Here is a 19,393-nt window from a genome sequence, read left to right as displayed (position 1 = left end):
TAACCCTTACTGGTAACGGGCTCTTGTCGGTTTTGCTGCATCTTGCATCCCACGGGAGGGCTGGATGGGCACATCAATTCGATGGACCACGCGCATGCGCGCGTTGCTCCGCCGTTGGCAGGGCGCGCCGCTGACGTGGCTGATCGCCGGCGGCTTCGTGCTGATGGTCGCGATGGCCATCGGCACCGCGCTCACCGTCGATCGCTTCCGGCAAAATGCAATCGAGAGCGGCCGCGACAGCCTGGAAAACTCCGTGCGCATGCTCGCCCGGCATTTCGACCGCGAGTTCGAGGACTTTGCGGTGCTCCAGAAGAGCGTCATCGCCGAGCTCGAAAGTCACGGCATCGCATCCGCCGATGTCTTCCGCAGCGAGATGGCCACGCTGGCCACGCACGAGGTGCTGCGCGCCAAAGCCAGCGGCTGGTCCGACGTCGCCGGCGCCAACGTGTTCGATTCCAACGGTGTGCTGATCAACTCGTCGCGGCGCTGGCCGGTCGCCGATATTTCGGTCGCCGACCGCGGCTACTTCAATCGCCTCAGGAACGATCCGGCCTCGCAGGAAGAGATCGAGGTCGTGCCCGGCCGGTTCGGCAACGGAGCTGCGATCGTGTTCGCGCGGCGTGTCTCCGGTCCCCACGGCGAATTCCTCGGCATGGTGTCGCGGGCCATTTCGCCGGAGCAGCTCGAATCCTTCTTCGCCTCGGCCGGGCTCGGCGAGGAATCCTCGATCGCGATGCACCACCAGAATGGCCAGCTGCTCGCACGCGTTCCGCATGTCGACGCGATGATCGGACAGAATTTTCGCAACGGCACGCGCGAGCAGATGGCGGTGTTCGAGCGCACCTTCGTCACGACGCAGCTCGCCAGCCCGATCGACGGCAAGGACCGCATCGTCGCCGCGCGCCTCCTGACCGGCGAGCCGCTGGTCGTGGTCGCGACCAAATCGCTGGACGCGACGCTGGCGACCTGGCGGACGCAGACAAAATTCTTCGTCGCCGTCGCCGTGCTGTCGATCGGCCTGCTCGTGCTCACGCTGTTCCTGATCTTCCGCCAGATGACGCGCCGGCTCGCCGCGGAGAAGCAGCAGCTCGACACCGCGATGAACACCATGACGCAAGGCCTGTTGATGTTCGACCAGGACGAGCGGCTGATCGTCTGCAACCGGCGCTACATCGAGATGTACGGGCTGTCGGCCGACGTGGTGAAGCCCGGCGCCTATTTCCGCGACGTGATCCAGCATCGCCATGACACCGGATCGTTCCACGGTGACGTCGCGTCCTATTGCGACGACATTCTGAGCAATACCGGGCGAACCCAGAGCGCCGTCGTCGAGACCGCGGACGGCCGCCTGATCGAGATCAAGAACCAGCCCGGCGCCGCCGGCGGCTGGCTCGCGACCCACGACGACGTCACCGAACGCATCCGCGCCGACGAGCGCATCGCGCATATGGCGCATTACGACGCGCTGACCGACCTGCCCAACCGCGTGCTGATGCGCGGCCATCTGGAGCGCCGCATCGCGGAGCTTGCCCAAGGCCAGCCGTTCGCGATCCTCTACATCGACGTCGACGAGTTCAAGGGCGTCAACGATTCGCTCGGCCACGAGGTCGGCGACGAGCTGCTCCGCCAGGTCGCCAACCGCCTGCGCGCCTGCGTCAGCGGCAACGATCTCGTTGCGCGCCTGGGCGGCGACGAATTCGCCATCGTCAAGGCCGGCACCAGCGACCAGGCCGAGCTGACGGCGCTGGCCGAAAACATCCTGAAAGCGCTGCGTACGCCCGTGGACTGCAAGGGCCAGGAGATCCCGACCGATGCCAGCATCGGCATCGCGATCGCGCCCGATCACGGCGACAATCTCGACGACCTGCTCAAGCGCGCCGATCTCGCGATGTATGCCGCGAAGTCCGAGGGCCGCCGCACCTTCCGCCTCTTCGTGCCCGAATACGACGCCAAGGCGCGGCTGCGCCGCCAGTTCGAGCTCGACCTGCGCCAGGCCCTCGCCCGCGGCGAGTTCGAGGTGCATTACCAGCCGCTGGTCGACCTTGCGGCCAATGTCGTCAACGGCTGCGAGGCGCTGCTGCGCTGGCGCCATCCCGAGCGCGGCATGATCTCGCCCGCCGATTTCATTCCGGTCGCGGAAGAGACCGGGCTGATCGGCGAGATCGGCGAATGGGTGCTGAAGCAGGCCTGCACCGAGGCGGCGAGCTGGCCCGGCGATATCCACGTCGCCGTCAACGTCTCGCCGGTGCAGTTCCGCGCCAGGACGCTGGCGCTCAAGGTTGCAGCCGCGCTCGCGGAGTCAGGACTTGCGCCCGGACGGCTCGAGCTCGAGGTCACCGAGACCGTGCTCATCCGCGACGACGAGGAGGCGCTGACGATCCTCCAGCAGCTGCGCGAGCTCGGCGTGCGCATCGCGCTCGACGATTTCGGCACCGGCTATTCGTCGCTGAGCTATCTGCACCGCTTCCCGTTCGACAAGATCAAGATCGACCGCAGCTTCATCAGCGACATCGGCCAGTCCGAGGATTCCTCTCCGATCGTGCAGGCGGTGGTGCACATGGCGGCCGCACGCCACATGGCGACGACGGCCGAAGGCGTCGAGACCGAAGCACAGCGCGAGGTGCTGCGGCAGCTCGGATGCAGCCAGATGCAGGGCTGGCTGTTCAGCCCGGCCGTGCCGGCAGCGAAGCTGAGGCAGCTGTTGTCGGCGCAGGCGGTGGCGGCTTAGCGCGGCCAGTCACCCCATCCCTCGCCGGCGCCTCGCTACTTCTTCTTCGCCGGTCCGAAATCCGGTTGCCAGGCGGCTTCCTTGCGGCTCGGGGCCGCGGCGATCACCTTGGATTTTTCCTTCTTCGGCTTCTTGGTTTCGCGATTACCGCGTTGCTGGCCCTTTGCCATGTCGCTCTCCGTTGGTTCGAGCTCGTCGAGCTCATCCGATTGCAGCAGCCGTCCACGAGGGGTGCAGACCCTGACGTCCATGTAGCCTTCGCGCAGCAGTTTTCGCGCGAGGCGCAGCGCGAACGTCGCCTTGCCGCGACCGAGATTGGAGCTGCCGTATTCGTTGGTCCCGCTGACCAGATACGGCACAATTGTTGCCCTAGTCATCGAGGATGGCGGCTGCGCCGACGAGAAGCAGAAGAAACCGCGGAACCATCACCGGCGGCACGATCCGATCCGCGATGCGAACACACGCCATCGAACGCTCCTGCGAAGCCTTCGGCGGGAGCACACGTGACCCTCAGTCACCGGTCGAAGCCGTTGAGACGTGCGGTGATGGCAGCGACCCTACGCCCGCACCGAGCCAATAGCGAGGGTTAAAATGCTGCGGAAACAATGGCTGCTGTGACATCGTCGCTTGCCGGCGCGGCGACGATAGTGCTGGCTATTGCCGCGGCAAGCGCGCATGGTCGCGACAGCCGGCACCGGTTGGGGCTTCACTTGCGAAAGGCAGGCGTGCATGACCATCCGCTCGCGGCGTGAAACCGTCACCTTCAGACATCCGTTCCGCATCCGCGGCGTCGAGCGCGTGTTGCCGGCCGGCGCCTATGAGGTCGTCACTGACGAGGAGGCGATCGAGGGCCTGACGTTCGCGGCCTATCGCCGCGTTGCCACGATGATCACCGTGCCCGCAGAAGGCCCCCGCGGCACCATGGAGATGCTGTCGATCGGCTCGGTTGATCTTGCGAACGCGCAGGCCGCAGACGCGAGCGTGGCGAATGACTGACCGCACCGTCGATCTCGACAAGCACCGCGGCATGGCTGCGCAGAAGGCGACCGACCTGCGCCGGGCGCTGGCGGAGGTCGAGGCCAATGTCAGAGAGCTGCGCGAGCGCGAGGCCGATCTCGAGAACCGCATGATGACGGTGCCCGCCACGTCCTGGCCGGAGGCGGCGGTGAAGGCGCGCCATCTGCTCAACCTCTATGCCGCAAGCCTGCCCGCCGAGGACACGCGCCACCGCGCGCTGGTGGCGGCGCTGCTGGACGATTTCGTCCGGCTGTCCGGGGATGACTGAGACAAACGACGGCCGCCTGCATTCTCGACGTGCGCCACGTTCCGGCCAGCCGGGAATCGGCGGCGATGATTTGAGGGGCGATCGTGCCAAGCAGCAATCAGCTGACGGAGTAAGCCATGACATTGACCAGCGGCCGCTTTATCGGCCACGAATACGATCGGATGATCGTCCGGTTCTCGATGCATGACGGGGCCAGGGAGATTCCTTGCGCAATCTCGACCTCGGCGATGGACTACCTCGAGCCCAGCCCGCAGGTCAGGCCCGAGCAACGTGAAGCCCAGTTCACGCGCCTGCGGGATCGCATCGAAGCCCGCGCGGCAAGCAAATATCGCGCGACGGAGTTCGAGGGTACGCCGCCCGGCATCGTGCTGCGAGGCATCGACTTCAGGCTATAGGGACCCGGGCTTTGACCTCCGGCAGGGGCGGCTTGCGCTCGAAAGGCTTCTTCTTCGGCGGTGCGGGCAGCAATCCTTCGCGGATTGCCTGCTTTCGCGCGAGCTTGCGGGCGCGTCGAACGGCCTCGGATTTCTCGCGAGTCTTTCTCTCCGAGGGCTTTTCGTAGGAACGCCGCTGTTTCATTTCGCGGAAGACGCCCTCGCGCTGCATCTTCTTCTTGAGAACACGGAGTGCCTGCTCGATATTGTTGTCTCTGACGAGTACCTGCAATCGATCCTCCTCCTCGCTTGGGGCTGCAAATGCGACACGCCCTGCATGGCAGCCAATTGCGCAGGAGCTTCATTGCGAATTTTGAGGATAGCGCTGCGACATTCGTCGCCAGCTTCGGACAAGTCGATGCGCTTGTCACAGCGATGCAACTTCGCGCTGTCACGTGACCACTCTCGCGCAGCCCTGTCAATCGATAAAGCCTTGGCTGCACCTCGACCGGATCGTGTGAAGCCTCTCGATCGAGGCGGCCCGAGCTGCCTGGCTGAGCCAAATCGGCCTGGCCGTCCTTGCAGAAAATTGAACGGAACATATATCGAGGGCGTTCGATCAGCCGCTGTGCCTTGTTGAATGCGCCTGCGGGCACCTTTTCCAAAGACATCGACGGAGTTGAAAGCGTTCGCGCGATTGTCGCGCACGAGCCCGTTCGATCCCCGGATTGAGCGGGTTTTGCCGGTTGCACAAAGGAGTGAAGCATGAGCGCCAGGAAATCCGCCGAGCTGTCACCCGAAAGCATCGCGCGCTCCAATCGCAGGCGCCTCGCCGCCGAAGAAGGAGCACTTGCACTGGCAGACGTCGAAAGGCAGTCCATCGAAATTCGCAAGAACATGGCGCGGCTTCGAGAGGCGCGCGAGGCCAAGCAAGCGGCCGACGCAGCCCTTCAGGCGGCGCTGCCGGCACCCGCGGTCAGGAAGCGCGCGAGCAGAGCGGCGCGATAGCCGTCTTCGACGCCGCGGCGGACCAGCCACCGCTGACCGCGAGCGGTTCACCGCTCTGGAGATCGGGCCTCAGGCGCGCGGGCTCACTTCGCCTGCTTTGCCGCCCGGATCTCGGCGAACTCGGCGTCGGGATGGGTAACGATGGTGGTGAACATGATGCCGCTGATGATGAGCGACCAAGCGGTGTTCCAATAGATCCAAAACACGTGCCAGCCTCCGGTTCGACCTCGTCCGCTTGCGGGATCAGCATAACGGCAAGGCGAGGCTGATGTTCCCGGCGCGAAATACAGCGCTATTTTTGTTTGGTCGGCGGCAGCGTGCGATCGGTTTGGCCGGTGTGGCGCTTTGCCACGACGTCCTCATCGCGCGGACCCTCGCGCGGGCGCGGCGGCGGCTTGGGCTGGCCTTTCTGGCCGCCATGCTTGCCGCCCATGTCGGGCTTGCCTTCGAGGTCGTTTTCACGCGGCATAAGGGTCAATGCACTCCCGCGGCATTGGTTCGCAATACCGATGCGATGTTGTGCCTGTGAACGAGTTCATAGGATCGTCGCCGTTTGCAGTGCACGATCATGCGCGGGCCCCGGGGCTTCAAACGACGGATGGGCTTGCGACGGATGGATTTGGCCTGATGCGGAAACGATTGGTCGCCTGGACCATTTTGACCTGCGCGCTGCTCGCGGTGGCGGTGTGGGGCCTGCTCGGGGCACCCAACACTGGGGCCGGCCCGCACCTGCCCTCCCGCAGCCAGACGGCCGCAGTGCGGTAGCCACCCGCGCGAACGATACAATTTCGGCATCGATCGATCTTCAACTGGAACTTGGTACGGCGGCACGGCTCCCGCTATCCTGCACGACAAAACGACAAGGCCGTACGCCTGTAAGGAGGAGCCCCATGCCGAGACCGACACGCCGCATCGCGCCACGCGCTGCGATCGCCACCACCCTCGCCTTCCTCACCCTCGTTTCTGGAGTCCGCCCCGGCATGGCCGAGACCTTCGCCTATGTCGGCAACGCCGACAGCAACGACATCAGCGTGTTCAAGCTGGCCGAGAGCGGCGAGATGACACCGGTGCAGACCGCCGCCTTCACCGGCGTCGACAAGCCCGGCTCGTCGACACCGCTCGCGATCACGCCCGACCACCGCGTGCTGATTGCCGGCGTGCGCTCGCAGCCATTCCTCGCGGTGAGCTTTGCGATCGATCCCAAGACGGGCCAGCTCAGCCCTATCGGCAACGGACCGCTCGCCGACAGCATGGCGATTGCCGTCGATAGCACTGGCAAATTCCTGTTCAGCGCCTCCTATGGCGGCAACAAGGTCGCGCTCAATCCGCTGCTCGCCAACGGCGTCGCCGGCGAGCCGAAGCAGGTGATTCCGACCGGGCTGAACGCGCACGCCTTCCTGCCCTCGCCCGACAACCGCTTCGTGTTCGCGACCAATCTCGGTTCGGATCAGGTGCTGACCTTCGCGTTCGATGCAGTCGCGGGCACACTGACGCCGAGCGATCCGCCGGTGACCAAGGTGCCGGAGAAATCGGGACCACGGCACTTCGTGTTTCATCCCAACGGCAAGTTCGTCTATCTCGTCCATGAACTGAACGGCGACGTCGCGGCGTTCAGCTATGAGGCCAAGAGCGGCGCATGGGACGAGATCCAGCGCACCACGTCACTGCCGGAAGGCTTTACCGGCAAGCCCTGGGCCGCCGACATCCACATCACCCCGGACGGCCGCTTCCTCTACGCCTCCGAGCGCACCACCAACACGCTCGCCGCCTACAAGGTCGACGCAACAAGCGGCAAGCTGACCACGATCGGCAGCGTGCCGACGGAGAAGCAGCCGCGCGGTTTCCACATCGATCCGTCGGGGCGTTATCTCGCCGCGGTCGGCGAGCTCTCCGACAGCATGACGGTCTATGCGATCGACCAGAGCAGCGGCGCGCTCGCCAAGCTGAAATCCTATCCCACCGGCAAGAAGCCTAACTGGGTGGAGTTCTTGACGCTGCAGTGAGGGATCCAGTGCCTCCACAGCGTCATGGCCGGGCTTGACCCGGCCATCCACGCCTTGCTCGCGGTGCGAAGAACGTGGATGCCCGGGACAAACCCGGGCATGACGAGTTTGTCGGGCGGCAACCACCGGCGAACCTCTTCGCTTATGCAGCGACTAAATCAACGGGCGGCATCGCGCCGCCTGCGCTGCGGCATTCTCATCCGGCCGGCCCATGGTCCGCCGCGGTTGCTTCTGCTAACGATGAGGCCGTCAAGGCCCCAACCGGAATGACCGATGCGTCCATTGCCTGCGCGTTCCTTTCCCAAAAAACTCGTCGCTCTCGCCGGACTGGTCCTGCTGTCCGCCCAGCCCGCGCGCGCCGCCGATGACGACGCGCCCAAGGGGCCCGCGGTCACGGTGCTGAAGGTCGCAAAATCCTGCTTCTCCGACATCGTCGAGGCCACCGGCACGATCATCGCGCGCGAGGAGACCTCCGTGCGGCCGGAACGTCCCGGCCTGAAGGTCACGGACGTGCTGGCGGAAGCCGGCGACACCACCACGGCCGGCCAGGTGCTGGCGCGGCTGGCGCTGCCCGAAGGCGGCACGCTTCAGGTCACTGCCCCCGTGGCGGGCGTGATCGCGACGTCGACCGCGCAGATCGGCAACCTCGCCTCGGCCAAGGGCGAGGCACTGTTCACGATCGTGGCGCGCAGCGAATATGATCTGGTCGGCCTGGTCGCGACCACCGATATCCGGAAGCTCGCGGTCGGGCAGCAGGCGACCGTACGCATTGCCGGCGCGGGTGACCTCGACGGCAAGGTGCGCCGCATCGGACCGACCGTCGAGCCGAACATCCAGCAGGGCATGGTCTATATCGGCATCTCCTCGCAGAAGCGGCTGCTGCTGAACGCGAGCGGGCGCGCGCTGATCAAGACCGGGCAGAGCTGCAACGTCGCGGTGCCGCTGACCTCGGTGCAGTACTCCACCGCCGGCACCGTGGTGCAGGTGATCCGCCGCAACCGCGTCGAGACCAAGCGGGTCGAGATCGGGCTGATGTCGGGCGGCAATATCGAGGTTCGCGACGGCCTCAACGAAGGCGACATCGTCGTCGCCCGCGCCGGCGCGATCCTTCGCGAAGGCGATCCGGTACGCCCGGTGATGGCCACGGAAGCCGCGAAGTAAGTCTCGCCTCAACCGTCATTGCGAGCGAAGCGAAGCAATCCAGAATCTTTCCGCGGAGAGACCCTGGATTGCTTCGTCGCAAGAGCTCCTCGCAATGACGGTGGAGGCGCAGATGCGCGCTACGGCACGCATATCGTAGGGTGGGCAAAGCGAAGCGTGCCCACCAATTCTGTCAGCGATTTTGGAAAGATGGTGGGCACGGCGCTTCGCGCCTTTGCCCACCCTACAAGGCCTGCGATAGCCGCGAAAAACTAGCCGCCGGCTGCTTCGCCGAAATGGACGTCCTCGAGCAGCGAGGATGAGATGGTCGGGACCTGGTCGCCTTCGGAGGCGCGGGAGATGGCGACGCGGGTCTTGTTGAAGACGCTTTCGGCGCTGCCCTGCGCGCTGAGGTTGGTGAGGAACTCGCCGACCAGCACGCTGTGCTCGCCCTTGCCGTCGTCGACGACCTTGCCGGGCGAAGCCGAGGACAGGATCAATGCGTTGTCCGTCGCGCTGATCGGCGCGAGGCCGTGGCTATAGGAGCGGAAGCGGCGCTCGTAGGGGTTACGGCGCGAGGCGTCGACGACGATGAGCTTGGCCTTGGCGCCCTGCTCCTTCATCATGTCGAGCACGCCGTCGATGGAGACGCCCTGGCGGCGGACGTCGCTTTCCTTCCAGATCACCGCATCGACCGGCAGCATGTAGCTCTCGCGGCCGGCCTGCGCGCCGTAGCCGCCGAAGAACAGCATGACGACGGTGTCGCGCTTGATCCGGGACTTCAGGCGATTGACGGCGCGGACCATGTCGTCCTTGGTGGCGTCTTCCACCATGTCGACATCAAAGCCGTTCTTGCGCAGCGACGAGGACAGCGCGCGGGCGTCGTTGATCGACTGCGTCAGCGGCGCGCTGGCGTCGGGATAATGTCCATTGCCGATGACGAGGGCGAGGCGGGACGACTGGCCGATCGAGCCGGTGACCTGGTCGGTCGACACGGCCTTGGCGGCATCGATCGCGCGCATGTTGAGGGCAGCATGCGCGCCGATCACGAGCGACACCGTGCCGATGAGGGCTGCGGCCACCGCGATCGTGCGTCTGGAAAGCTCGAGCTGCCTTACATTCATCTCGGTTCGTTCCTGTGCCAAAGACCAGCCAAGCGCGCGCACAATGTTTGAGTAGCGCGATGGTGGCTTCAGGTTTGAGGGATTGGCCGGGGATCTGCCCCCGAACTGCGCGCAATTTGCGGCGCCGCACCAAACAAAGCCTTAACCGGATATCTCCTCCCCGGCAATAGATCGCCCAAAATTTGAGCTAAGTGACTGAAGATATTGGTTAATCCTCCGAGCAGAATTTGCACGTTTTTTCGTCGCGAGCCCCTTGTAACGGCCTTAATCAAGCAGCTCCCGTGCCGGGTTTTTCCGTGACCACCATCACATTTGTATTTCCTGCGAATCCGGGTAGCTTTTTCAAAGACTTGGAGGGGGTGGCGCGCAGATGGGAGCGGGCCGGCCGGCCCCTGGCCAAGGCCCCGCGACCAGGTATTTCATGAGCTTTCATTATTTTGCCGGCGCCGCCTGCCGGGCGCTGACGGCGCGAAAGGACGGCCCCTCGCTTTACGACGTCTGCGATCCCGTATTGTCGGGCCCGGCCAGCGGCGATCCGCATCTGGCCAAGTTCTACAAGACCGCGCTCGGCAATCCCGCATTGCGGATCCTGCTCGGTCGCGCCGGGCTGCCCGAGTTGCGCGACGAGGCGAAGCTCACCCGGCTTCGCACGGCGCTGGTGCGGGCGCGCGACGATGCCGAGCCCGACTGGGCGGCGGTCGGCCAGCCAATCGCCGATCTCGTCGACAGCATCGCGCTCGATCATCCAAAACCGCCGCCGGCGATATTCACAGGCCAAGCGCCGCAACAGGCGCAGATCGACGGCGTGATCCGCGACTGCGCGCAGCATCTGCTCGGCTCGTACCGCAAGAACGGTTTCCTGCCGACCTATGCCGCCTTCAACCTGATCGGCGACCCCGATGTCCGTGGGCGCGAGCTGACCATGGCGCTGACGGGGCTGAACGCGCGCGGCTACAAGAACTCCTCGCTGCTGTTCAATCTCGCCCGCGTCTTCATCGCGCGCTCGCAGGCAGCAGCCGTCGTCAATCCGCCCTGGAGCGGCATTGCCGAGCCGATGTGGGAGCCGGTGCAGATCCGACACCGCTCGGCCTATTACGACGCGTTCTTCATCGAGGCGCTGCTGAGCTATGTCGAGACCGGGCTCGCCTCGCCGGCCGACAAGATTGCATCCGAGCGTGCGATCGCCGACATGGTCGATTTCTGCGTCAACATCAGCCGCGAAGAGGTCGAGGGCATCGACGGCACACGCTTCAAGGTCATCACCGCGCTCGCGCCGGCGCCGCATCCGCGCTTCTCCCGCTTCTTCGCCCAGATCAAGCAGGACCTCGGCTTCGGCGTCTATGTGCCGGATTGCGACACCACGGCGTGCTCGATCTCAGCAGCGACGCAAGCCGGCTGCACCGATCCGATCATCGATCAGCCGCTGCTGGACTTCTATTCGGGCTATCAGGTGCTGGCCGGCGTCAACGAGCCGCGCGTGACCGTGCCGCTCAACGACAACATCGACTACGAGGGCGGCGTCGCGACCTGGATCGACAACCTCAAAGGCGAGCGGCCCTACGGCAACGATCTCGATCCGACGCTCAATCTCGACATTCTCGAGGTCAGCTTCCGCAACCTCGCGCGCTGGAAGATTTTGGAGACGCCGGCGCGGCTGGCCACGGTACATCGCATCATCGGCTTCCAGAAGCGGCTCGCCGCGAGCGGCACCTTCGCCAATCCGCGCTCGCACATCTATTATCTGCCCGAGCTCTACAGCGCCTATTTCGGCCGCTGCTATGCGGCCTTCCTGGCGCTGCCGCTGGCAGCACAGGCCGCGATCGACCCCGACGGCGATTTCGATTTCATCCGCCATCGCGTGCTCTCCTACGTCAAGGGCGAGCTGATGGCCGCGGAGATGAACGTGTTCGACGCGGCGCTGGCGCTGATCGCGCTCGGCCATCTCGGCGCCGACCCGCGCGCCTTCGCGCCGGCGCTGAACGTGATCGTCGCGAGCCTCGGCGAAGGCGGCCGCCGCGGCCCGTTCCGCGCCTATGAATGGAACAAGATGAAGACGCCGACGAGGATTCTGGTGGGTGGTCCCGAGGTGACGTCGGCCTTCGTGCTGATGGGGCTGGCAGTGGCGAAGCGGGCGATGGCGCGGGGGTGAGGATGGTCTCGTGCCCCGGACACAGCGCAGCGCGAAGCGGTGCGCTGCTGAGCCCGGGCCCATGTCGCAGAGCGCTCGCAATTTCTGGGTCCCGGCTCTGCGCAGCAGCGTTTCACGCTGCAGCGCGTCCGGGACACGAGAGCCCCCGCCACAATGACGGGAAGTTGAAAGCTCAATCGTTGGGCAGGCGCTGGCCGGGCGGCCAAAAGCCGACCACAATTGCGACGTCTATCGAGATTTTCCTCACACGCGGACCGGCATGTTGCGAAAATTCCTGATTGCGCTGTCTTTGCTCGCCATCCCCTCGCTGGCCGAGGCCGCCGACATCACCGGTACCGCAAAGGTCCGCGCCGGCGATTCCGTCCTGATCGGGAATACGCGGGTCCGGCTCGGCGGCATCGACGCGCCCGCGGTCGACCAGCTCTGCCTCAATACGAAAACCGAGCGCTGGACCTGCGGCATCGCGGCGCGCGATGAGCTCGCCAAATACACCGAGGGCAAGAACTGGGTCTGCCACGCCCGCGCGATAGACCGGCGCGGCCGCACCGTGGCGCGCTGCGAGGTCGGCGGCGAGGACATCCAGAAATGGCTGGTGCGCAGCGGCTGGGCACTCGCCTACACCCGCGTCTCTCACGACTACGAACCCGACGAGGCGGCCGCGCGCGAGGCAAAGGCCGGCATGTGGCAGGGCGCCTTCATCGCGCCATGGGACTGGCGCGTCCGCAACAAGAAAACCACCATCCTGGGCGCGACCAAGCCGCCCGAGGGCGCGCATGCGGTGCTGCTCGCCTCGGCCTCCGGGCCGGTCGCGCCCTCGCCGGACTGCACCATCAAGGGCAACGTCAACACCGCCGGCGAGTGCATCTATCACCAGCCGACCAGCCGCTGGTACACCCAGATCAAGATGAAGATCAGCAAGGGCACCCGCTGGTTCTGCTCGGTGGAAGAGGCCGAAGCCGCCGGCTGCCGCGAGACCAAGAGATAAGTGCATGGTCCGGAAAAGAGTGAGGCGGTTTTCCGACAAGACCATGCTCGAAACAAAAACCACCCCAGACCTGCGTTTTGCGTGCTTTTCTTGGGCTTCCACGGCGCGTAGAACGTGAGTCAGCGACCCACCAGCCTGTTCTGAAGCAACAAGGACCAACAGCAATGACCGTTCGCGCGGGCCGGGAATTTCTGGCCATCCCCGGGCCCACCACGATGCCCGACGAGGTGCTGCAGGCGATGCATCGTCCGGCGATCGACATCTACTCCAAAGAGATGCACGAGCTGACCGATACCCTTCTCGCAGACATCTCGAAGCTGTTCGCGACCAAGGGCAAGTCCTACATCTACATCGCCAACGGCCATGGCGCCTGGGAAGCCGCGCTGAGCAACGTGCTGTCGCGCGGCGACAAGGTGCTGGTGCTGGAGAGTGGGCGCTTCGCGATCGGCTGGGGCAACGCGGCCGCCCTGATGGGCGCCGAGGTCGAGGTGCTCAAGGGCGACTGGCGCCGCGCGGTGCGGCCGCACGAGGTCGAAGAGCGCCTGCGCCGCGACAAGGAGCACACCATCAAGGCCGTCGTCGTCGTCCAGGTCGACACGGCATCGGGCGTGCAGAACGACATCGAGGCGATCGGCAAGGCGATCAAGGCGAGCGGCCATCCCGCGCTGTACATGGTGGACACTGTCGCCTCGCTCGGCTGCATGCCGTTCGAGATGGACAAATGGGGCATCGACGTCGCTATGTCCGGCTCGCAGAAGGGCCTGATGACGCCGCCCGGCCTCGGCTTCGTCGCGGCGAACGCGCGCGCACTCGAGGTGCAGAAGAAGGCCAACATGTCGACGCCCTATTGGAGCTGGAGCGAGCGCGAAGGCAGCGAGAATTATCGCAAATATGCCGGCACCGCGCCGGTGCATCTGTTGTTCGCGCTGCGCAAGGCGATCGACCTGCTGCACGAGGAAGGGCTCGAAAACGCGTTCCGCCGCCACAGCCTGCTCGGCGAAGCCACGCGCCGCGCCGTCTCCGCCTGGTCGGAAGGCCAGGTGCTCGGCTTCAACGTCGCGGAGGCGAGCGAGCGCTCCAACACCGTGACCACGGTAACCATGAGCAATGGCCACGATCCGGCGCTGCTGCAGCGCTATTGCAAGGACAAGTGCGGCGTCGTGCTGGGCACCGGCATCGGCGATCTCTCCGGACAAGCCTTCCGCATCGCCCATATGGGCCACGTCAATGCGCCGATGCTGCTCGGCACGTTGGGGGTGGTCGAGATCGGGCTGAATGCGCTGAAGATCCCACACGGCAAGGGCGGGCTGGAAGCCGCGGTCGCGTATCTCGGCGAGCAGGTGGCGGTGTAGTTCTCGGTCGCCCCGGCGAAAGCTTCGCTTCTTTCTTCCTTCTCCCCTTGTGGGAGAAGGTGGCATAGGCGGCCTTCGGCCGCCGTTCTCAGGAACGCCGAAGCGAAGCTTCGGCTATGGCGCCGGATGAGGGGTCTTTCTCCGCAAACTTCACTGCGAGAGTTGTACACGCGGATAGATACCCCTCACCCGTCTCGCCGCTGCGCGGCGAGCCACCCTCTCCCACAGGGGGAGAGGGGAACTTCAGCGCGCGACTCGATACGCCTCGATCTGCGCCTTCAGCGCATCCAGCGACGCGAGCGGCGCCTCGGGATCGACGCGATACTCTCCACGCGCCAGCCAATTCAGCACCATCGCGTCCACCACCGGCGAATGGTGGATGACGTCGCTGTAATTGCCGAGATCGTGCGTCACCGCCCTGATCGCGCGGAAATCGTACAGACGCACATTCGGAAGCTGCGTCAGCCGCTCGGCGATGCGCGCGGTGAGGTCGGTGACGATCTTCAGCGTCGCAGGCGAGGCATCGCGCATCGCGACGAACTGCAGGATCGAATAGGGCGGGAGGTAGATGTCGAAGGTCACGTCCGGATGACGCGCGATCAAGCCGACGGCGTCGCGTTCGAAATGCCGGAGCATGGCGTCGTAGCCATAGCCTTCGCCGAGGAATCGGCTGCGCACGGGGCTCGTGATGTAGGCGAACGAGGCGAGCGTCTTCTTCGCATTGTAGTCACGCGCGACGTCGAAATCACGCGGCAGCGCGTAGATGTCGTCGACATCGGACAGCGCGAACTTGACGGGGAGAAACGGCGCCGCCAGGGTCAGCTTCTGCTGCAGCGGCGGGATCGACCGCAGCAGCGCGAACAACGATTCCTTCGCCATCGCGGCGCTGAACAGATAGGACGCGATGCCCTTCGTTGTCTGGCGATAGAGATCGACGGGCAGAAAGGGATCGGCCTCGATATCGGCCGCATCGACAAAGATGAAATCGTCCATCGCCCAGATCACGCGCCGGGCACCGCGCTCGATCGCCCGCTCCAGCACAAAGCCCTGCTGGCGCGAATTGGACCCGGTCATTGCCAGCTTGAGCGAGTGGACGCCGAGCGCGCGATCGATGTCGCTCTGGCGGAAATGGATCGCGAGCGAGGTGCCCATGAAGGCGGTGTCGAACGACTGGCTGCGGATCAGCCCGGCATTCTGCACGCGCGTGTCGTCGGAATAGAAGGCCAGTCGCGACGGGCGGAACAGTTGCAGGGGATCGACGAGATAGGTGAGCACCGCCGCGCCCAGCACGCAGGCGATGCTGACGAGCAGAAGACGTCTCAGATGTGTGAAATTGCCCCGCATCAGAACCGGAAATAGATGAATTCGCTGTGGCTCTGGATGCCGAGAATCCCGAGAGCGAGCACCAGCGACGCGCCGTAAAGAAACAGCGGCCGCATCCGCCCCACCGGCAGGGTCTCGCCGACCCTGCGATTGTCGTGATCGTATCCCATGATCGCTTGCGTGTTCGGCGCCAGCCACACCAGCGCGGCATGGATCGACACCAGAACCAATGCGGCGATCTCCTCGCGGCCGAGGACGATATTCGACGGATCGGCCATCGCGTGGAGGACGCGCAGCGCCCAAGTAACGCTCTCGGCGCGGAAGAAAACCCAGGCCACGACGACGGCGAGGAACGTCAGCACGGCTCCGACGATGCGGACCGGACGCACGAGCAACGTCGGGACGTTGGGCACCAGCGCGTTGAAGGCATGATTGACGCAGAGGTAAGCGCCATGCAGCGCGCCCCAGGCGACAAAAGTCCAGGCCGCGCCGTGCCAGAGCCCGCCGAGCAGCATCGTGATCATCAGATTGACGTAGCGCAGCACGCGGCCGCGGCGATTGCCGCCGAGCGAGATGTAGAGATAGTCGCGCAGGAATTGCGACAAGGTCATGTGCCAGCGGCGCCAGAACTCGACGATGCTGGCGGCCTTGTAGGGCGAGTTGAAATTCACGGGCAGGAAGATGCCGAACATCAGCGATATCCCGATCGCCATGTCGGAATAACCGGAGAAGTCGAAATAGAGCTGGAACGTGTAGGCGAGCGCACCACACCAGGCCTGATCAAAGCTCGGCGAGCGCGCCTCGAAGGCGAGCGCCACGAGTGGCTGGATGCCGTCGGCAAGGCAGGTCTTCTTGAACAGGCCGATCGCGAAGATGACGATGCCGCACAGGATCAGGTGCGCGTCAGGAAGCTTGGTCTCCTTCCGCTCGAATTGCGGGATCATGTCCTTGTGGTGGAGGATCGGCCCCGCGATCAGATGCGGAAAGTAGGTCACGAACAGCGCATAGTGCGGCAAGGCGTAACGCGCGACCTGGCCACGATACGCATCCACCAGGAACGCGATCTGGGTGAAGGTGTAGAAGGAGATGCCGACCGGCAGCAGGATATGGACCGCGACATGCGTGCCGGCCAGCGCATTGATGTTCTCGGCGACGAAGCCGGCATATTTGAAGATGCCGAGCACGAGGAGGTCGCCGACGACGCCGAGCGCCAGCGCCGCCTTTCGTTGCATTGGAGCGAGCTTCGCCGCGATCAGGAGATGGCCGACGCCGTAGTTGAAGGCGATCGAGATCAGCAGCAGGCCCACGAACTGCCAGCTGCCGATGGCGTAGAAGGCGAGCGAGGCCAGCGCCAGCCAGATCACCGGCGCCAGATTGCTGCGCCGCCCGAGCCAGAAATAGCCGGCCAGCACGGCCGGCAGGAACAGCAGGATGAACGGGTAGGAATTGAACAGCATCAGGCTGGACCGGCAGCGGGAATATCGCCCCTAAAGCATACAAGGGGGCGATCAACAACCCGGCGACTTGGCGCAGTCCTTGGCGCAGCGGCGCTGGCAATTCGCGGAATCGGGACGATATAAGGTGGAACACGGCGAGCGATGCGGCGCGCCTTTCTTCTCCCTCTCCCCGTTCTTACGGGGAGAGGGTTGGGGTGAGGGGCCTCTCCCCGCGGATGAGATTGCCGAGGGACCTGTACCCCCTCACCCGAATTCGATCTGCGATCGAATTCGACCTCTCCCCGCAGGCGGGGAGAGGTAAAGAGGGAGCGTAGCGCGAATACGAGATGATGAGGACCGAGTGACACAAGCCAAGACACCTTCCCAGCCCCCCGTCGCCCCGCGCCGGCCGCATTCCTTCACGCGGCACGGGATCACCGTGACCGACGACTATGCCTGGCTGAAGGACGAGAAATGGCAGGAGGTGCTGCGCGATCCCGCCGTGCTCGATCCCGACATCCGCAAATATCTCAATGAAGAGAACGGCTACACCGAGAGCCTGCTCGGCCACACCTCGTCACTTCAGAAGACGCTGGTGCGCGAGATGCGCGGAAGGATCAAGGAGGACGATTCCAGCGTGCCCTCGCCCGACGGCCCGTTCGCCTATTTCCGCAGGTTTCGCGAGGGCGGCCAGCACGAGCTGTTCGGCCGCATGCCGCGCGACGGCGGCGAGGGCCATATCGTGCTCGACGGCGATGCGCTCGCCAAAGACCACAAATACTTCAAGTTCGGCGGCAGCCGCCACTCGAACGATCACAAACTGCAAGCCTGGAGCGCCGACACCAAGGGCTCGGAGTATTTTTCCATCCGCGTCCGCGACTGGGCCACGGGCAAGGATCTTGACGATTTGGTCGAGGAGACCGACGGCGGCGTGGTCTGGAGCAAGGACTGCAAGAGCTTCTTCTACGTGAAGCTCGACGACAACCATCGCCCGATGCAGGTGTGGCTGCACAAGCTCGGCACCAGGCAGGCCGACGACACGCTCGTCTACGAGGAGCAGGATGCCGGCTGGTTCACCCATCTGCATGAGAGCACCAGCGGCCGCTTCTGCGTGATCGCAGGCGGCGATCACGAGACCTCCGAGCAGCGGCTGATCGATCTAGCTCACCCCGAGGCGCCGCCGCGCCTGGTCGCGGCACGCGAGGACGGCGTGCAATATTCGCTCGCCGACCGCGGCGACGAGCTCTTCATCCTCACCAATGCCGACGACGCCATCGATTTCAAGATCGTCACCGCGCCGCTCGGCGCGCCCGAGCGCAAGAACTGGCGCGATCTGATCCCGTATCGTCCCGGCATCTATATCATCGACCTCGATCTCTATGCCGGCCATCTGGTGCGGCTGGAGCGCGCCAACGCGCTGCCGTCGATCGTGATCCGTGACCTCACGACAAAGGACGAGCACGCCATCGCCTTCGACGAGGCGGCCTATTCGCTGGATACGATGGGCTCCTACGAATTCGACACCACGAATTTGCGCTTCGCCTATTCATCGATGACGACGCCGTCCGAAGTCTATGATTACGACATGGTCAAGCGCACGCGGACCTTACGCAAGCGCCAGGAAATCCCTTCCGGCCACGATGCGGCCGACTATGTCACCACGCGCATCATGGCCAAGGCGCATGACGGCGCCGAGGTGCCGGTCTCGATCCTCCATCGCCGCGGGCTGAAGCTCGACGGCTCGGCGCCGCTGTTGCTCTACGGCTACGGCTCCTACGGCATGGCGATGCCGGCCTCGTTCAACGCCAATCGCCTCTCGCTGGTCGATCGCGGCTTCGTTTACGCCATCGCCCATATTCGCGGCGGCGCCGACAAGGGCTGGGGCTGGTATCTCGACGGCAAGCGCGAGAAGAAGACCAACTCGTTCGATGATTTCTCAGCCAGCGCGCGGGCGCTGATCGATGCGAAATACACCAGCGCAAAACGCATCGTCGGCCATGGCGGCTCGGCGGGCGGCATGCTGATGGGCGCGGTAGCGAACCGCGCCGGCGAATTGTTCGCGGGCATCGTCGCCGAAGTCCCGTTCGTCGACGTGCTCAACACCATGCTCGACGACACGCTGCCGCTGACGCCGCCGGAATGGCCGGAATGGGGCAACCCGATCGAGAGCGAGAAGGATTTTCGCACCATCCTGTCGTACTCGCCATATGACAACGTCGCGGCCAAGGACTATCCGGCGATCCTCGCGATGGGCGGTCTCACCGATCCGCGCGTGACCTATTGGGAGCCCGCGAAATGGATCGCGCGCCTGCGCGCGACCATGAGCGGCGGCGGCCCGGTGTTACTCCGCACCAACATGGGCGCCGGCCACGGCGGCGCATCGGGGCGGTTCGACCGGCTGGACGAAGTCGCAATCGTCTATGCGTTCGCGCTGTGGGCGGCCGGGATGGCGGGGGCGTAACCTTGTAGCCCGGATGGAGCGCAGC

Annotated in this window: 19 protein-coding genes; 12 read left to right on the top strand and 7 right to left on the bottom strand. The window is 64.9% G+C overall.

Features of this window, described 5'->3' with window-relative positions; all coding sequences use genetic code 11:
* Positions 1-64 precede the first annotated feature (64 nt).
* Positions 65-2,728, top strand: a complete 2,664-nt coding sequence (locus QJT78_RS23985; protein WP_038943421.1) for an EAL domain-containing protein — start codon at positions 65-67, stop codon at positions 2,726-2,728.
* A 35-nt stretch (positions 2,729-2,763) separates the two neighbouring features.
* On the opposite strand, the gene QJT78_RS23980 is transcribed toward QJT78_RS23985, so the two are convergent.
* Positions 2,764-3,087: a hypothetical protein gene (locus QJT78_RS23980; protein WP_049807642.1), complete on the bottom strand. Its 324-nt coding sequence runs from the start codon at positions 3,085-3,087 to the stop codon at positions 2,764-2,766.
* A gap of 370 nt (positions 3,088-3,457) precedes the next feature.
* Here QJT78_RS23980 and QJT78_RS23975 point away from each other — a divergent pair, with 370 nt between their 5' ends.
* The 3 genes from QJT78_RS23975 (at position 3,458) to QJT78_RS23965 (ending at position 4,408) form a co-directional block, all read left to right on the top strand.
* Positions 3,458-3,724, top strand: coding sequence for a hypothetical protein (locus tag QJT78_RS23975; protein WP_028149306.1), 267 nt, complete (start codon positions 3,458-3,460; stop codon positions 3,722-3,724).
* Entirely contained in the window at positions 3,717-4,013 is a 297-nt protein-coding gene (locus QJT78_RS23970) for a hypothetical protein (protein WP_028149307.1), read from the top strand. Before QJT78_RS23975 ends, QJT78_RS23970 begins: the two co-directional genes overlap by 8 nt.
* Before the next feature lie 116 nt (positions 4,014-4,129).
* The gene (locus tag QJT78_RS23965; protein ID WP_028149308.1) at positions 4,130-4,408 is read left to right on the top strand and encodes a DUF1488 domain-containing protein; all 279 of its coding nucleotides are present in this window, start codon (positions 4,130-4,132) and stop codon (positions 4,406-4,408) included.
* Here the strand turns inward: QJT78_RS23965 and rpsU are convergent.
* A complete protein-coding gene (gene rpsU / locus QJT78_RS23960) occupies positions 4,398-4,679 on the bottom strand; it encodes a 30S ribosomal protein S21 (RefSeq protein ID WP_028149309.1) in 282 nt (93 codons plus the stop codon). The genes QJT78_RS23965 and rpsU overlap by 11 nt on opposite strands.
* 473 nt (positions 4,680-5,152) lie before the next feature.
* On the opposite strand from rpsU, the gene QJT78_RS23955 reads away from it, so the two are divergent.
* Complete coding sequence (locus QJT78_RS23955) at positions 5,153-5,395, top strand: hypothetical protein (RefSeq protein ID WP_028149310.1); 243 nt, start codon at positions 5,153-5,155, stop codon at positions 5,393-5,395.
* An 83-nt stretch (positions 5,396-5,478) separates the two neighbouring features.
* Here the strand turns inward: QJT78_RS23955 and QJT78_RS23950 are convergent, their stop codons facing one another.
* Together QJT78_RS23950 and QJT78_RS23945 are read right to left on the bottom strand one after the other, a co-directional pair.
* Positions 5,479-5,601 (bottom strand): hypothetical protein, encoded by a 123-nt coding sequence (locus QJT78_RS23950; RefSeq protein ID WP_256376446.1) that lies wholly within the window; start codon positions 5,599-5,601, stop codon positions 5,479-5,481.
* An 86-nt stretch (positions 5,602-5,687) separates the two neighbouring features.
* A complete protein-coding gene (locus QJT78_RS23945; RefSeq protein WP_155257791.1) occupies positions 5,688-5,864 on the bottom strand; it encodes a hypothetical protein in 177 nt (58 codons plus the stop codon).
* Between the two features lie 158 nt (positions 5,865-6,022).
* On the opposite strand from QJT78_RS23945, the gene QJT78_RS23940 reads away from it, so the two are divergent.
* The 3 genes from QJT78_RS23940 to QJT78_RS23930 all read left to right on the top strand — a co-directional run bounded on the left by QJT78_RS23940 (position 6,023) and on the right by QJT78_RS23930 (position 8,559).
* The gene (locus QJT78_RS23940) at positions 6,023-6,160 is read left to right on the top strand and encodes a hypothetical protein (RefSeq protein ID WP_155257792.1); all 138 of its coding nucleotides are present in this window, start codon (positions 6,023-6,025) and stop codon (positions 6,158-6,160) included.
* A 125-nt stretch (positions 6,161-6,285) separates the two neighbouring features.
* Entirely contained in the window at positions 6,286-7,398 is a 1,113-nt protein-coding gene (locus QJT78_RS23935) for a beta-propeller fold lactonase family protein (RefSeq protein ID WP_281460336.1), read from the top strand.
* A 273-nt stretch (positions 7,399-7,671) separates the two neighbouring features.
* Positions 7,672-8,559, top strand: a complete 888-nt coding sequence (locus QJT78_RS23930) for an HlyD family efflux transporter periplasmic adaptor subunit (protein ID WP_028149312.1) — start codon at positions 7,672-7,674, stop codon at positions 8,557-8,559.
* Positions 8,560-8,810: 251 nt separating this feature from the next.
* On the opposite strand, the gene QJT78_RS23925 is transcribed toward QJT78_RS23930, so the two are convergent.
* Positions 8,811-9,662 carry a caspase family protein gene (locus QJT78_RS23925; protein ID WP_038943420.1) on the bottom strand — a complete coding sequence of 284 codons (852 nt, stop codon included), beginning with the start codon at positions 9,660-9,662 and terminating at the stop codon, positions 8,811-8,813.
* 421 nt (positions 9,663-10,083) lie between these two features.
* On the opposite strand from QJT78_RS23925, the gene QJT78_RS23920 reads away from it, so the two are divergent.
* The 3 genes from QJT78_RS23920 (at position 10,084) to QJT78_RS23910 (ending at position 14,148) form a co-directional block, all read left to right on the top strand.
* Positions 10,084-11,811 carry a hypothetical protein gene (locus QJT78_RS23920; RefSeq protein WP_038943419.1) on the top strand — a complete coding sequence of 576 codons (1,728 nt, stop codon included), beginning with the start codon at positions 10,084-10,086 and terminating at the stop codon, positions 11,809-11,811.
* A gap of 259 nt (positions 11,812-12,070) precedes the next feature.
* Complete coding sequence (locus tag QJT78_RS23915; RefSeq protein WP_028149315.1) at positions 12,071-12,796, top strand: thermonuclease family protein; 726 nt, start codon at positions 12,071-12,073, stop codon at positions 12,794-12,796.
* Between the two features lie 164 nt (positions 12,797-12,960).
* Positions 12,961-14,148: an aminotransferase class V-fold PLP-dependent enzyme gene (locus QJT78_RS23910; RefSeq protein ID WP_028149316.1), complete on the top strand. Its 1,188-nt coding sequence runs from the start codon at positions 12,961-12,963 to the stop codon at positions 14,146-14,148.
* A gap of 243 nt (positions 14,149-14,391) precedes the next feature.
* Here the strand turns inward: QJT78_RS23910 and QJT78_RS23905 are convergent, their stop codons facing one another.
* Positions 14,392-15,492 (bottom strand): hypothetical protein, encoded by a 1,101-nt coding sequence (locus tag QJT78_RS23905; RefSeq protein WP_028149317.1) that lies wholly within the window; start codon positions 15,490-15,492, stop codon positions 14,392-14,394.
* On the bottom strand, positions 15,492-16,928 hold the full coding sequence (locus QJT78_RS23900) for an MBOAT family protein (protein ID WP_028149318.1): 1,437 nt from the start codon (positions 16,926-16,928) through the stop codon (positions 15,492-15,494). Before QJT78_RS23900 ends, QJT78_RS23905 begins: the two co-directional genes overlap by 1 nt.
* A gap of 340 nt (positions 16,929-17,268) precedes the next feature.
* Here QJT78_RS23900 and QJT78_RS23895 point away from each other — a divergent pair, with 340 nt between their 5' ends.
* Positions 17,269-19,368 carry a S9 family peptidase gene (locus QJT78_RS23895; RefSeq protein WP_028149319.1) on the top strand — a complete coding sequence of 700 codons (2,100 nt, stop codon included), beginning with the start codon at positions 17,269-17,271 and terminating at the stop codon, positions 19,366-19,368.
* Positions 19,369-19,393: the final 25 nt, after the last annotated feature.

The organism is Bradyrhizobium sp. Mp27, from assembly GCF_029953005.1.
Classification (GTDB): domain Bacteria; phylum Pseudomonadota; class Alphaproteobacteria; order Rhizobiales; family Xanthobacteraceae; genus Bradyrhizobium; species Bradyrhizobium barranii.
This window is presented reverse-complemented; position numbering and strand designations above follow the sequence as displayed.